Origin of the sequence: Pseudofulvimonas gallinarii (assembly GCF_004343305.1) — a bacterium.
Lineage (GTDB): Bacteria > Pseudomonadota > Gammaproteobacteria > Xanthomonadales > UBA2363 > Pseudofulvimonas > Pseudofulvimonas gallinarii.
Genome location: NZ_SMAF01000008.1, coordinates 18,304 through 32,682, shown reverse-complemented (window position 1 = coordinate 32,682; position 14,379 = coordinate 18,304). Strand labels below are relative to the sequence as shown.

Here is a 14,379-nt window from a genome sequence, read left to right as displayed (position 1 = left end):
AAACTGAACTGTCCAGTATTTATTTCAATGAATGCACCCGCCATCAAGCTCCCTGCCGGACCCGGCCGTCCCAAGGATCTGGAGAAGCGCGCCGCGATCCTCGAGGCGGCGAAAAAGCTGTTTCCGATCAGTGGGTTCGACGGCGTCAGCATGGACGCCATCGCCGCCGAGGCCGGTGTGTCCAAGCTGACGGTGTACAGCCACTTCCGTGACAAGGAGACGCTGTTCGTCGCCGCCATCGAGGCCAAGTGCAGTGAACTGCTGCCGGACGAGCTGTTCCCGCAGGTGCCGCCGGGCGCGATCCGCGACGTGCTGCTGCGGATCGCCCGCAGCTTCTTCGCGCTGGTGTCCAGCGAGGTGTCGATCAGCCTGCACCGCATGATCCTGGCCGACCAGCGCAATGGCCCGCAGCTGGGCCAGATGTTCTGGCAGGCAGGGCCGGCAAGGATTACCGAGAGCTTCGAGCGTTTCCTGGCCAACGCGGTGGCCGCAGGCAAGCTGGACATCCCGGACACCTCCGTGGCCGCCGGCCACTTCCTCTGCCTGCTCAAGGGCGCCGTGAACATGCGCATGCTCTGTTCGGACGCGGTCGGCGCGGCCTCGCCGGAAGCCGACGAGGCGCACGTGCAGTCGGTGGTCGAGTTCTTCCTGCGCGCCTATTCGCCCCGCGGGCAGGCGTAGTCGTACCCATTCCCGGTATCGGGGGTCCCTGGTCTCTTCCGGGCACCGGGTACGTGAGGCTGCCGCTTCGGTGGTCGGGTCGCCCTCCCTTTGGCGTAGGGGCCCAATGTGCCGGATCATGGGTGGAGGAGCCGGAACGGTGCCAACGGCAGCGCTGCCCAGCATCCGCAGCGCCCGCGCGCAGCACAGTCGAATCCACCCTCGCCACCCTGACCGGAGTGCGAATTCGCCGCAGGCGCTAAAGTCCGCCGGTCCGGTGGACGGGAGTGACCAGCAGGTGGGCGCGTGACGGCAACGTATCCGGCAATCCTCGGCGGCGTCGGGCTGTTCCTGCTCGGCATGATCCTGATGACCGACGGCCTGAAGGCGATTGCCGGCGACGCGCTGCGTCGCCTGCTGGCCCGATTCACCGGCAACCGCCTGAGCGCGGTCGCGACAGGCGCGGGCATCACCCTGGTCGTTCAGTCCTCCACCGCCACGACGTTGGCCACCATCGGCTTCGTCTCCGCGGGGCTGCTCGCCTTCGAAAACTCGATCGGCGTGATCATCGGCGCCAACCTGGGCACGACCAGCACCGGCTGGATCGTCTCGCTGCTGGGCATGAAGTTCTCGATGGGCCCGTTCGCAATGCCGCTCGTGGGCATTGGCGCTGTCATGCGGCTGCTCGGTCGCGACCGCCTGGCTGAAACCGGCAACGTCCTGGCCGGCTTCGGCCTGATCTTCGTCGGAATCGATGCCCTGCAGGCGGGTATGTCCGGACTGTCCGACCGTTTCGACCTGGCCGCCTACGGGGGCGCCGGAATCGGCGTGCGCCTGCTGCTTGTCGGCATCGGGATCGTCATGACGGTGATCATGCAATCCTCCAGTGCGGCGGTCGCGACCACGCTCACGGCGGCGGCGAGTGGAACCATCGGACTGGACCAGGCCGCCGCCCTGGTGATCGGCCAGCACATCGGCACGACGTTCACGGCGGTGCTGGCGGCCGTGGGCGCAAGTGTGGCGGCCCGGCGAACCGCCTGTGTCCATGTCATCTTCAATGCCGTCGTCGCCGTGGTGGTGTTCTTCTTCCTGCCCTGGCTGATCCCGTCCCTGGAATCGTTGCTGGGTACGCGCGCCACCGGCGCCGACCACGCGCTGGTGATCGCGGCCTTCCATACCGCCTTCAGCCTGTTCGGCGCCATTCTTTTCATTCCGCTGGTGCCGCAGCTGGCCCGCTTCGTCCGCTGGCTGCTGCCCGAACAGCGCAGTGCGCTGACGCGGCACCTGGATCCGGCTCTTCGCGAGGTTCCCGCGCTCGCCATCGCTGCGTCCGTGTCCACGCTGCGCGGCGCTCTCGGACAGGCACTGGCAGCCTCTGGCCGGGGCCTGGTTGCGCGCGAGCATGCGCCGTACGAGCAGTACACGCAGTGGCAGTTGGCGGCCAGACAGGCGGGCGAACTCGTGGAGCGCCTGCCCACCGCTGATGCCCGTACAGTCGCGAGGCTCGCCGACACCCTTCACCTGCTGGACCATGTGCGCCAGTTCGTACGGGTCGCCAGCCTCGCTGGGCGCGATGTCGATCTCGAGGTGATGCCGGCATTGCACGACTACGCGGTCGTACTCGGCCAGGGTCTTCTGGACAGTGCCCGCGAACTCGAGCGTGAGGGCGGCCGGCCCTCGCCGGCACTGCTCACCGATGCGCGGCTCGACACGCTGGCGTTACTGCGCACCTCGATCATGGATGCGGCTGCCACCGGCCGCATGGAGACGGACGCGGCGATGCGCGCCCTCAATGCGCAGCGTTGGCTGGAACAGATCGTCCACCATGTCCGCCGGGCATTGCATTACCTCAAGAAGCTCGACGACGGGCGGACGTTGTCCGTCCATGAAACTGTCGACACTGGAATTTCGGGGTGAACCGCAAACCGGCGCCTCCAAGGTGTTCGCTGACGCTGCCGTCGGCGTCGTCGGCGCTGCATCCGTGTCATCACTGTGACCGGTCTGGGCGCCAGGCACGACAACGGCCAGGTTGCCGGCACGGGTAAGGCGGCCGCGCCGGATGGAAGGCGCGCCGTGTCGTCCTCCGGCGCCACGTCGACATGGACGAGTGTGGTGCCCGTTGGTCCGGCGATGGCGCGGAATTCCAGCAGCCTCGGCCGGCCCGCGGCGGCAAGAATCCCGAAGCCGGCAATGCATGCAAAAACACCGCCGCCGTCGAGGGTCGGGCCAGGAATGTACCCGTACACGTTACCGTCCTGTTTCGGTGGTGGCCGCTGTATTGCGCATGCGTCAGGACCGCCCGGCGCGAAGAGACGGTTCGGCAGTGCGTTGGCGGTACCGGTGTGGCGGCTGTACTGGTCGGTACGTTCGCGCGCGGCGCCAGCGGCGCGTCGAGAGCGAAGGCCAGGCGTCCCCGTGTGCCGGGCGGCAGCGCCGCCGCGTCGACTCCAAGTACCTCCATCGACAAGGCCAATTCCATCGGCACGGATGAAGAAACGAGCACTTCTGAGCGCCCGGATATAAAAGCGGCCGACAGCGACTATGCGCACCCCAGAGCTTCGCAGGCCCGGATCACGTCTGATCGGACGGCCCTTGTCCATGCCGTTCCGCTGGCGTATGGTGCCGCCGTCGGCCCGCGGCGGTATCACGGGCCGGATGTTCGCCGGGGGTGCCGGTCTTCGTGGCCGGCTGAGAGAGTCTCCTGGAACCTGATCCGGTTTGCACCGGCGTAGGGAAGGCGAAGGCATTGCCCGTACGACTGCAGGCGTCGCGCTGTGCGTGGCGCGTGCCGGCCCGGCGCCGGCATCCCTGCAGCACGGGCAACGTGCGTCCGTTTTCCCGCGCCACCACGAGGGGAAACGCCATGAACGCCGTCGCCACCGAACTGCTCCTCAAGGCCGCCGAACTGTCGGCCGATGTCCGCCAGCCGCTGCCGGGCAGCCGCCGGATCTATGTCGAAGGCAGCGACGGCGTGCGTGTGCCGATGCGTGAAATCACGCTGTCGCCCACACGCACGCAATCTGGCCTGGAGCCGAATGCGCCGGTTACCGTGTACGACACATCCGGGCCCTACACCGATCCGGACGCGAAGATCGACCTGCTTGCCGGCCTCGCGCCGCTGCGTTCGGCGTGGATCGCCGAGCGAGGGGATTCCGAATCGCTGCCCGACCTGAGCAGCGAGTTCGGCCGCCGCCGTGCCGCCGACGAGCGCACCGCCCACCTGCGTTTCCAGCACCGGCGGGCGCCACGGCGCGCACTTGCCGGTGCCAACGTCAGCCAGATGCACTACGCGCGCCGCGGCCTCATCACGCCGGAGATGGCGTTCATCGCCATCCGCGAGAACGCCCGCCTGCAGGAACTCAGGGAGAGCTATGAGAAGGCGGGCTACCTGCGACGCATGCACGCCGGCCAGCCCTTCGGGGCCCTGCTGCCCGCCGAGGTGACTCCGGAATTCGTCCGCGCCGAGGTGGCCGCCGGGCGTGCCATCATTCCGGCCAACATCAACCATCCGGAACTGGAGCCGATGATCATCGGCCGCAATTTCCGGGTGAAGATCAACGCCAACATCGGCAACAGCGCCGTCACCAGCTCCATCGCCGAAGAGGTGGAAAAGATGGTCTGGGCGACGCGCTGGGGCGCCGACACGGTCATGGACCTGTCGACCGGCAAGCACATCCACGAGACGCGGGAATGGATCCTGCGCAACTCGCCGGTGCCCATTGGCACGGTGCCCATCTACCAGGCACTGGAAAAGGTCGGCGGCAAGGCCGAGGAGCTGACCTGGGAAATCTTCCGCGACACGCTGATCGAGCAGGCCGAGCAGGGCGTGGACTACTTCACCATCCACGCCGGCGTGCGCCTGGCCTACATCCCCCTCACAGCCGATCGCGTCACCGGCATCGTCAGCCGTGGCGGCTCGATCATGGCCAAGTGGTGCCTGGCGCATCACCGCGAGAGCTTCCTCTACGAACACTTCGAGGAAATCTGCGAGATCATGAAGGCCTACGACGTCAGCTTCTCGCTGGGCGACGGTCTGCGCCCGGGCAGCATCGCCGACGCCAACGACGCGGCGCAGTTCGCCGAGCTGCGCACGCTGGGCGAGCTGACACAGCTCGCATGGAAGCACGACGTGCAGGTGATGATCGAAGGCCCCGGCCACGTGCCCATGCATCTCATCAGGGAGAACATGGAGGAGGAGCTGCGCCACTGCTACGAGGCGCCGTTCTACACCCTGGGGCCACTGACCACCGACATCGCGCCAGGCTATGACCACATCACCAGCGCGATCGGCGCGGCACAGATCGGCTGGCATGGCTGCGCCATGCTCTGCTATGTCACGCCGAAGGAACATCTGGGCCTGCCCGACAAGCAGGACGTGCGCGACGGCATCATCACCTACAAGCTGGCCGCGCACGCTGCCGACCTGGCGAAGGGGCTGCCCGGCGCGCAGGTGCGGGACAACGCCCTGTCCAGGGCGCGCTTCGAGTTCCGCTGGGAAGACCAGTTCAACCTGTCGCTGGATCCCGAGAAGGCACGAGAATTCCACGACCAGACGCTGCCGCAGGAAGGCGCCAAGCTGGCGCACTTCTGCTCCATGTGCGGCCCGCACTTCTGTTCGATGAAGATCACCCAGGACGTGCGCGACTACGCGGCCAGCATCGGTGCCGACGAGACGGCCGCCCTGGAGGCCGGCATGGCCGAGAAGGCGGCGCAGTTCCGTGCCGAAGGCGCGGAGGTCTACCGGCAAACCTGAGCGCGGCTTCCTCGGAGGCCGTTGCCGGACCACGCCAGCGGCACCCGCTGGATGATGTCAGTCCGGCAGGACCGCGGTTCCGCTGAGGTCATCGGCTTCGAGGCCGCCGGCGCGTAGCAGGGCCGCGGCGTCGGCGCGGTGCCGACGCGCGGCGTCGCCGTCACCCTCGCGGTCGCAGTGCTCCGCCCAGACGAGAAGGATGTGGCGATGGGCGGCCCAGTCGGCGTGATGCGCGTGGTCGACATCGGCAAGGGCCTCCTGGAACAACTGTTGTGCGGCGGCAGCGTCGCCATGCAGTGCCGTGGCGATGGCTGGCAGCCCGCGCTGCCATGCGCGCGCACGCGGGTTGGCCAGCAAAGGGCTGGCCTCGGCCGCGACGAGACGGGTGATCTCGCCCGCAAGCCGTTCTGTCTCGGCGGCGTCCTTGCGTGATGCGGCAATGAGTGCGCCGGACACCCACATGTCGTGCCGGTCAAGGGCGCTCGCGGAGTCCGGCAACAGCCGCAGGGCGTCCTGCCATTCCGTCGCGGCAATAAAGGCATCCCCGCTGAACGCCCGTGCCAGGGCCAGATTGCGTTGCGCATGGATACGCCGGATATCGGCGTCCCCGAAATGTTCCCGGGCCAGCGCGGTGGCCTGTTCAAGCAGGGGCAGTGCAGCCTGCGGATGGCCGATGTCCCGGAGCAGGACACCCAGATTGTGCAGCGCGGCGGCATAGGCCGGCGAGCGTTCGTCCCCGAGCTGACGGTACAGGTCCAGCGAAAAGCGGTGGGCCGCAACCGCCTCTCCAAGTGAAAAGGCGTGCGACGCGGCATTGCCAAGATTGTTGCGGGCCCGCGCACGCCGGATTGTCGCACCCGGGTGCGCGCGGTCGGTCAGGTGGGAGGCCTCGCGGGCCCAAGGCAGCGCCTCGGCCGGCTGTCGCAATGCCAGATGGGCCGACGCCATTCCGTGCGCGAGTACGATGCGGTCGGTCAAGGACGGTCTGAGCTTCCTGTACGCATCATCGATGCGCCTGAGCAGCGCGAGGCGATCCGGTGGGTTGCGCGTGACCGACTGCAGCGCGACCAGCAGGGCGACGTGGGCATCGGAATCCGGTGGCGCGTACGAGGCGGTGGCGAGAACTTCCTCGAGATGGTGCCTGGCTTCGTCGCCCCGGCCGGTGTTGTCCATGGCATAGGCCCAGCCGTCCAGCGCAGCGGGAACCAGCGCGGCCTTGCGTTCGTCCGGCACGCCCCGTGCGGCGGCCAATGCATCTTCGAAGTGGGAAATCGCTGCGGCGGGATCGCCGCGCGTGTTTGCGAGTACGCCACGTCGCACCGACAACCCGGCGACGAGCGCGGGATTGTCCAATACCGACAACTGTTTACCCGAGGCGTCGAAAAGCCGCATCGCACTGTCATACTGGCCAACGATCGTCTCCAGCTCGCCCAGCATCATGGCCATTTCCGCATGCAGCTCCGGATCCTCGGGAGGCTGGTCCTGCAGCGCGAGTACGCCACGCTGGATGACCTGCGATACCGGGACATCCGCGTCATTGCCGTGTGTCCGGTCGCCGGCGTGGACTATGGAAAAAAGGAAGTCCCGGCTGGCCTCGGCGCGCGCGGCCTGACGGCGTGCCTCCATGGCTTCCTGCGCCGCCCGATGTGCCTGCCAGAGGGCCACGCTCAGGCCGGCCACCAGCGATGCGACCACGAGCACGCCAGCCACCACGGCGCCGCGGCGACGCCGCAGTAGAACGCTCAGGCGGTAGGCCCAGCTGTCAGGCGTGGCCTCGACGGGACGCTGCTGGAGCAGATTGTCGAGGTCCTCGCCCAGTGCGCGTGCATCCGGATACCGCCGATCCGGCTCGCCGCGGGTCGCCTTGGCAATGATGTTGCGCAGATCGACGGGAATCGACGGGATGCGATCACACAGGTTGCGCAGCACGATGCCCAGCGCGTACACATCCGTCGCCGTGGTTACGATATCGGCATTCAACTGCTCCGGTGCGGCGTATGCGGGCGTGAGCGCGCGCATCCCGGTGCGTGTGTGGTCCGTATCGACATCGAGCAGCTTCGCGATACCGAAGTCCAGCAGTATCGGCAATCCTTCCCGGGTAACCAGGATGTTGGATGGCTTGATGTCCCGATGGACCAGCAGGTTGCGATGGGCATAGGCGACGGCGTCGCAGACCATGCGGACGAGCCGGACCCGGTGGCGCCAGTCGAGCTTGAACGTGTCGCAGTACGTGGCGAGGTCGAGACCCTCGACCAGCGCCATCGCCAGATACGGCGTGCCGTCGTCGGCGATGCCGCCGTCGATCAGCGTTGCGATGTGCGGATGCCTCAGCCGGGCAAGCACGGCGCGTTCGTGTTCGAACCTGGAAGTGCCGTCCGACCCCAGTGCGGCAAGGCCGAGCAGCTTTATGGCGGCGAATTGATCGAAGCCGCCGTCACGACGGGCACGGTAGACGACGGACATGCCGCCCCGACCGAGTTCGTCCAGCAGTGTCCAGTCCCCGATTCGGCGGCCGGACAGTGCGTTGCGGACAGGTACCGCAGACGGGACGGCAGCGATCGTCCCGGCGAAGCCCAGCGTCGCGCCATCATCGGCGGCATGGCGCGCGACGAGCTGTCGCAGCAGCGTGGCCACATCCTCGTCCGCGCGCAGCGATGCAAGCCAGTCGTGACGGGCGGCTTCTTCAAGCGCCAGCCACTCGGCAAAAAGCCGGTTGGCTTCCCGCCAGCGGTTCAGTTCACCGGATTGCATCGGCGTCGAGTCGCATCTGCAGCAGCGTCCGTGCGCGTTCCCAGTCGCGCGCGGCGGTGCGCAGGGAAATGCCGCGCAGCTCGGCGATTACCGCGAGCGAGAGGCCGGCGAAATAGCGTAGTTCGACCAGCTCCCGCAGGTCGGGGTCGATCTGTTCAAGATCGTCCAGGGCGCGGTCGAGATCCAGGAGTGCCGGGGTTGCCGCTTCGGCGTCACAGCGCGACAGGGTGATGCGCTCGAAGTCGGCGCCGCGCTTCGCCGCCAGTGCGCCGCGGTTGCGGTCGATCAGGATCTGCCGCATGGCGCGTGCGGCACAGGCGAAGAAATGCTTGCGCGAGGAGAGCGACAGCTGGTCGGCGGCGATGAGCTTTAGATAAGCCTCGTGCACCAGTCCGGTGGCAGACAGCGTGTCGCGCTGGCCAAGTTCCGCGACCCGGGCGATCGCGATCCGCTTGAGTTCGTCATACAGCTGGTCGAACACCGCGCCCAGATCGGGCCTGCCATCTTCGCGGGTGCCGGACAGCAACAAGGTGATATCAGCCACGGCGGGTCCGCCTCGAAAAACGGGAGGATGGATTCTATCCCCGATTATCGCTACGGGTTTTACGGCTCAGGGTACGCGCAGCCAGCCGCGGCTTCTTTCCGGTGTATACGGTGCGCCGTCTGCCTCGGAAAACCTGAACGGGATCGAGACCAGCCGCATGCCGGCATTGCGCTGGACGACGAAATGCAGATGCGGGCCGGTCGCAAATCCGGTCGCACCCGCCGAGCCTATGCGTTGTCCGGCCAGGACAACGCTGCCCGGCGTCACCAGCGTGCTTTCGTAGGCCAGGTGTGCGTAGACGGCCATGGTGCCGTCCTCGTGCAGGACGCGGACCATGTTCGCGCGTGCGGCAAGGCGGCTGCGGTCGGCGCCGGATTCATAGAAGTCGCGCTCCACTTCGACCACCAGTCCATCGCGCGCGGCGAGAATCGGCGTGCCTTCGGCCACGCCGAGGTCGACGGCATGGAAGTTCTGTTCGTCGGTGTGGCTGTATCCACCGCCGAAGCCCTGGCTGACCAGATAGCGCGTGCCGGCCGGAAAGGGCAGCCGGTAATGCACCAGCGGATCGGGTTGCGAACGGGGATCGCCGGGCACCGCATTCACCGAGACCTGGAAGGCGGCATCCTTGCTGCGGTCGCGTGTCGAGACCACGGCCAGCGCGTGTTCGCCGGCATGGCCAAGCACGAAACGGCGCGGGAGCGGGGGATCGGCGTCGACATTGACGGCCTCGCGCAGTTCCACATCCACTTCGACCGGTCCGGCGCTGAGGTTGTGCACGATGATGCGGCCGGACCGGCCGTCGACGTCGCGGGTTTCCAGGCGGACCAGCGGCTTGTTGTCGACCTGGATGCGCGTCGCCTTGACCGGCGCGTCGGTCTGCGGCGGCGTATCGGTGAAATGCCGGATGCCATTGGCATCGACGTATTCGTACAGCTGCTTCGCCGACAGGGGCGCCGACAAACCCAGCGCCAGCATTGCGACCAGCGCGGATCTCGGCAGGGTAAGGGCAGCGGTCATGGCCCGGGAAACCTTAGTGGCGGTATCGCAGCCGTTCAAGACGCGTCCGGCGGCAGCGGCTACCATGCCGGCGTGCCTCCCGTTTCCACGCTGATCCGCTGGTTGCTTTTCGCGCTGCTTGCCGCGGCGGTGGGCGGTGCGCTGCTCCTGGCGCTGCTGACCGTCGATACCGCCCTGTCGGTCTGGCAGCGCCTGCAGGCTTTGCCCGCCGGGTTCCGTTACCTGTACATCTCGCTACTGTCGCTGGCGGCCGTGGTGATCGCCGGGCTCGGCTGGCGACTCCTGCGGCGGCGACGCACCCGGGCGACGCCGCGGGCTGTCGAACCGGTCACGCGCGAACGCATCCAGCAGCGGGCCGCGCGCCTGCTGGAGCTGGAGACCGCGGTGCCGGCGGTGGATGATGAACTGACCGACCTCGACGCGCGTGCCGCCAGTGGCGAGCTGCACGTCGCGGTCTTCGGCGCCATCAACGCTGGCAAGAGCGCGCTGATCCGTGCGCTGGTGCCCGGCGCCGATACGGCCAGCGACGTCATCGGTGGCACCACGCAGGTCGTCCATCATTACCGCGGGACGCTGCCGGATGGTCGCGAGCTGGTGCTGGCGGATGTGCCCGGCAGCCAGGAAGACGCCGGGCGCGAAGCGCTGGCCCGCGCTGAAGTCCTGCGTGCGCACTGGGTGCTGTACCTGTGCAGCGGCGACCTCGGCCGCAGCGAAGCCGCTGAAGTCGACTGGCTGCGGGCCTTCGGCAAGCCCGTCCTGCTGGTGCTGAACCAGGCTGACCGCTACAGCGCCGACGAAACCCGGCGGTTGCTTGGGCGCCTGGCCGAACGCAGCGGCTGCGAGGTGGTCGCCGTCAGCGCGGGCGGCGAGGAAGAGGTGGAAGTGGAAACCGCCGCGGGCATCGTCGTGCAGCGCCGGCCGCGGCCGCCGCATGTCAAGCCGCTGACGGGCGTGCTGTCGCGCCGCCTGGCAGCGGGCGCCGGCGCCTTCGAAGCAGCGCGCCAGCATGCCGTCCTCAAGGGCCTGGACCAGCAACTGGGCGAAGTCGAGACGCGCCGACGCAGCGAACTGGCCGAGGCGGTGGTGGCGAAATACACGCGGCGTGCGGTGGTGGGCGCGCTGGCAGCGGTGGCGCCGGGCAGCGACCTGGTCATCCAGGGCGCGCTGGGCACGGGTCTGGTCCGCGAACTGGCGTCCCTTTACGAGACAACGGTGCGGCAGATCGACATCGATGCGCTGATCGATCGCGCCGGCCGCACGTTGCGCACGACGACGGCCGTCGTGCTGGCCATCGCCGGCAATGCCGCCAAGGCGTTTCCCGGCCTGGGCACGCTGGGCGGCGGCCTCGCGCATGCGGTGGCCTATGGCATGATCTTCGACAGCCTCGGCAAGGCCGTCGCACAGACGCTCGCCGAGGCCGGCCGGCTCGACGGCGAAGCGGCGGCGCAGGCGTTCGCCGATCGCCTGCGCCAGGTGCCGGCGCCGCGTGTGCTCGGCGTGCTGCGCGACGTGGTCGTGGAGACCGTCCGTCCGTCGCGCGATCCGAAGGGCCCGGCATGATCCGTATCGTTGCGGTGGCCCTGCTGCTGTCTGCGTCGCCGACCTTGCAGGCCGCGCCGGAATGGTTCGCGATCGATCCGTTGCATACCCGGGTGCTGTTCTTCGTCGAGCATGCGCGCTTCTCGCGCAGCCTCGGCCAGTTCCGGCCCGTGCAGGGTGGCCTGTGGTTCGATGCCGACGACTGGCGCAACAGCCGGATCGAGATCTGCCTGCCGGTGTCTGGCCTGGACATGGGCGATGCAGACTGGACAAGGGCGCTGCAACGGCCGGCATTCTTCGACCAGCGCGCGCACCCCGAGGTCTGCCTGGTGTCGACGCGGGTCGAGGTACTCGACGGACAACATGGCCGGCTGCATGGTGACCTGACGATCCGTGGCATCAGCCGGCCGGTCGTGTTCGAGTTCACCGTCAACGACCTGCGCCGATTTTCCCTGACCATGAAGCGACGCCTCGGCGTCAGTGCGCGCGGCCAGGTGTCGCGTCACGACTTCGGCATGGATCGGTACCGGACATTGATCGGCGACCGTGTCGAGGTGATCATCGAACTGGAAGCGCAGGTGGCGGATCCGCCCGATGTGGCCTCCAGCGGACAGCAACAGGAGATTCCGAAATGAGTTGGCGCAATACGGCGCAGGACTGGAGCACCCCGATCAAGCTGCTGCACTGGCTGCTGGCGCTGGCGGTGATCGCCATGGCGGTGATGGGACTGGTGATGAAATACGGCGACTTCACGCCGGTGGAACGCATCCGCCTGTACACGCTGCACAAGTCCGTCGGCCTGACCATCCTCGTCCTGGCGCTGCTGCGCCTGCTGATCCGGCTGCTCGACCGCGGTCGGCCGCTGCTGCCGCCGATGCCGCGTTGGCAGCATCTTGCTGCGTCGTTCTCGCACGTGGCGCTGTACGTGGTGCTGATCGGAATGCCGCTGACCGGCTGGCTCTACAATTCCGCGTCCGGTTTCCCGCTGCAGTGGTTCGGCCAGTTCAAGGTGCCGGCGCTGGTGGAACGCAGTGCGGAACTCAAGGCGCTCGCCGGCGGTCTGCATTTTGCTGGACTGATCGTGCTGGTCATCGTGCTGCTCATGCACGCCGGCGCCGCCCTCCAGCATCATTTTGTCAATCGCGACAACGTGCTGCGCAGCATGTTGCCGCGCTCCAGGAGAAACCGTCGATGATCCGCCTGCTGCTTGCCTGCACCGTCCTGTTCGCATCCACCCAGGCGCTGGCCCGGGATTGGCGTGCCGGGGCCGAACGGTCGCTCACTTTTACCGGCGCCTACATGGGCGAAGCCTTCGACGGCCGCTTCGACCGTTTCGAGCCGGTGATCCGCTTCGATCCGGAGGCACTGGACAGCGCGCGGTTCGAAGTCCAGGTCGACGTCGCCAGTGCCCGCACCGGCAACGAGGAATACGACTCGACCATGCACGGCGAGGAATTCTTCGACAGTCGCGGCTTTCCGCAGGCCCTGTTCATCGCGCGCACCTTCCGCAGCACCGGGCCCGACAGCTACGAAGCGGACGGGGAACTGACGCTGCGTGGCAAGACCGTGCGCGTGCCATTTCCCTTCCGTTTCGTGATCGATGGCGACAGCGCTCGGCTGACCGCGGATGTCACGCTGAAGCGGCTGGATTTCGACGTCGGCACCGGTGACTGGGCGGACACCGACCTGATCGCCAACGCGGTCAAGGTCGCTGTCGACCTGCCGTTGACGCGTTGAGAGCCGCTGCTTGAAAGTGCCCTGGCGCCGAGGCGGCCGCAGCGCTACATCGCCGGGTGCCGCGCCGGCGGAGAGTGCGGGTGGGCGCCATGGTGCCCGGGCCCGGGACAGTCTGGCGGCGCTGCGTGACGATCCGACGATCCCCGCGGCGATCCGCGCACAGCTGGCCGCGGACTTCGCTGAAGTCGAACGCCTGCTCGGCAAGCTTGAGCGCGGCGACATCCACATCGCCGTGTTCGGGCGGGTCAGCGTCGGCAAGTCGGCGCTGCTCAACGCACTCGCCGGCCGCCCGCTTTTCGAGGTCGGCGTGCTGCATGGCACGACGCAGGTGCACAGTCTCGCCGACTGGCAGGAAGCTGGCGCCGGCAAGGTTGTCCTGATCGATACGCCCGGCATCGACGAACTCGACGGCGATGCGCGCGAACGACTGGCGTACGAAGTGGCGGGTCGCGCCGACCTGGTGATCTTCGTGGTCGAAGGCGACCCGGTGCGCGCCGAGCGTGAAGCGCTGCAGCGACTCGCGGCCGAGCAGCGCCCGATGCTGCTGGTGCTCAACAAGGCCGATCGCTACAGCGCCGACGAACAGGCGCGCCTGCTCGGGCAGCTGCGTGGCTACGTACAGGGACGCATCGTGCCCGAGAACGTGCTCGCGGTCGCGGCGCAGCCGCCGGCAAGAGCGCGCGTGCGCATCGACCCGCGAGGTGAGGAAGTGCGCACGCGGGTTGCGGCGGAGCCGCAGATCGCCGCGCTGCAGGCGCGCCTGCTCGACATCCTCGACCGTGAAGGGCGCACGCTGGCGGCCCTGAATGCGGGACTGTTCGCCGGGCGGCTTACCGACCAGGTGTCGGCGCGCATCCTCTCACTGCGCCGCGAGCAGGCGGCCAAGGTGATCCGGGGCTACTGCATCGCCAAGGGCGTTGCGGTGGCGCTGAATCCGGTGCCCGTGGCCGACCTGGTCGCGGCGGCCGGCCTCGACGTTGCGCTCGTGGTCCATCTTGGCCGTGTATATGGCCTGCCGCTGAGCCGCCGCGAAGCGGCGCGTCTGATCGCGACGGTCGCGGCACAGGTGGCTGCGCTGATGGCCGGCATCTGGGGCATCCACGTCGCGGCGTCGGCGTTGAAGGTCGTCAGCGCCGGGCTGTCGACCGTGGTGACTGGCGGTGCGCAGGGTGCGCTCGCGTGGTACGCGACACTGATCACCGGGCGCGTCGTGGAACATTACCTGCGGCAGGGCAAGAGCTGGGGCGCGCAGGGTCCAAAGCAGGTCGTGCGCGACATCGTCGCGCAACTCGATCGCCAGTCCGTGCTGCGCGAGGCGCGCAGCGAAATCCTTTCACGGCTGCGGCGTTGAGAAGTCTTTCAGCGCGGCGACATCACG

At 68.0% G+C, this 14,379-nt stretch carries 11 protein-coding genes and 1 riboswitch; of the genes, 8 read left to right on the top strand and 3 right to left on the bottom strand.

Translation table 11 applies throughout. The annotated features are described in order from the left end of the window. Window positions 1-27 precede the first annotated feature (27 nt). The 3 genes from EDC25_RS07175 (at window position 28) to thiC (ending at window position 5,413) form a co-directional block, all read left to right on the top strand. Window positions 28-681, top strand: a complete 654-nt coding sequence (locus EDC25_RS07175) for a TetR/AcrR family transcriptional regulator (protein ID WP_123522479.1) — start codon at window positions 28-30, stop codon at window positions 679-681. Window positions 682-966: 285 nt separating this feature from the next. Continuing rightward, window positions 967-2,577 (top strand): Na/Pi cotransporter family protein, encoded by a 1,611-nt coding sequence (locus EDC25_RS07170; RefSeq protein WP_123522478.1) that lies wholly within the window; start codon window positions 967-969, stop codon window positions 2,575-2,577. Between the two features lie 737 nt (window positions 2,578-3,314). Next, a riboswitch (TPP riboswitch) is annotated at window positions 3,315-3,413 on the top strand. A gap of 110 nt (window positions 3,414-3,523) precedes the next feature. Continuing rightward, window positions 3,524-5,413 carry a phosphomethylpyrimidine synthase ThiC gene (gene thiC, locus EDC25_RS07165; RefSeq protein ID WP_132577372.1) on the top strand — a complete coding sequence of 630 codons (1,890 nt, stop codon included), beginning with the start codon at window positions 3,524-3,526 and terminating at the stop codon, window positions 5,411-5,413. Window positions 5,414-5,470: 57 nt separating this feature from the next. Here thiC and EDC25_RS07160 read toward each other — a convergent pair whose 3' ends face one another. From EDC25_RS07160 to EDC25_RS07150, 3 genes are all read right to left on the bottom strand, one after another. Further along, on the bottom strand, window positions 5,471-8,164 hold the full coding sequence (locus EDC25_RS07160) for a serine/threonine-protein kinase (RefSeq protein ID WP_123522477.1): 2,694 nt from the start codon (window positions 8,162-8,164) through the stop codon (window positions 5,471-5,473). Then, window positions 8,151-8,708 carry an ECF-type sigma factor gene (locus tag EDC25_RS07155; protein ID WP_164484090.1) on the bottom strand — a complete coding sequence of 186 codons (558 nt, stop codon included), beginning with the start codon at window positions 8,706-8,708 and terminating at the stop codon, window positions 8,151-8,153. The genes EDC25_RS07160 and EDC25_RS07155 overlap by 14 nt, the downstream gene beginning before the upstream one ends. A gap of 66 nt (window positions 8,709-8,774) precedes the next feature. Continuing rightward, complete coding sequence (locus EDC25_RS07150) at window positions 8,775-9,725, bottom strand: peptidoglycan DD-metalloendopeptidase family protein (protein ID WP_164484089.1); 951 nt, start codon at window positions 9,723-9,725, stop codon at window positions 8,775-8,777. 72 nt (window positions 9,726-9,797) lie between these two features. Between EDC25_RS07150 and EDC25_RS07145 the strand changes: the two genes are divergently transcribed. The 5 genes from EDC25_RS07145 to EDC25_RS07125 are packed head-to-tail and all read left to right on the top strand — an operon-like array spanning window position 9,798 to window position 14,352. Continuing rightward, window positions 9,798-11,285, top strand: a complete 1,488-nt coding sequence (locus EDC25_RS07145) for a GTPase (protein WP_164484088.1) — start codon at window positions 9,798-9,800, stop codon at window positions 11,283-11,285. Then, window positions 11,282-11,899 (top strand): YceI family protein, encoded by a 618-nt coding sequence (locus tag EDC25_RS07140; RefSeq protein ID WP_123522474.1) that lies wholly within the window; start codon window positions 11,282-11,284, stop codon window positions 11,897-11,899. Before EDC25_RS07145 ends, EDC25_RS07140 begins: the two co-directional genes overlap by 4 nt. Then, the gene (locus EDC25_RS07135) at window positions 11,896-12,459 is read left to right on the top strand and encodes a cytochrome b (RefSeq protein ID WP_132577369.1); all 564 of its coding nucleotides are present in this window, start codon (window positions 11,896-11,898) and stop codon (window positions 12,457-12,459) included. The genes EDC25_RS07140 and EDC25_RS07135 overlap by 4 nt, the downstream gene beginning before the upstream one ends. After that, entirely contained in the window at window positions 12,456-13,001 is a 546-nt protein-coding gene (locus EDC25_RS07130; RefSeq protein ID WP_123522472.1) for a YceI family protein, read from the top strand. The genes EDC25_RS07135 and EDC25_RS07130 overlap by 4 nt, the downstream gene beginning before the upstream one ends. Before the next feature lie 16 nt (window positions 13,002-13,017). Continuing rightward, window positions 13,018-14,352, top strand: a complete 1,335-nt coding sequence (locus EDC25_RS07125) for a GTP-binding protein (RefSeq protein WP_338108957.1) — start codon at window positions 13,018-13,020, stop codon at window positions 14,350-14,352. The last annotated feature ends 27 nt before the right edge of the window (window positions 14,353-14,379 follow it).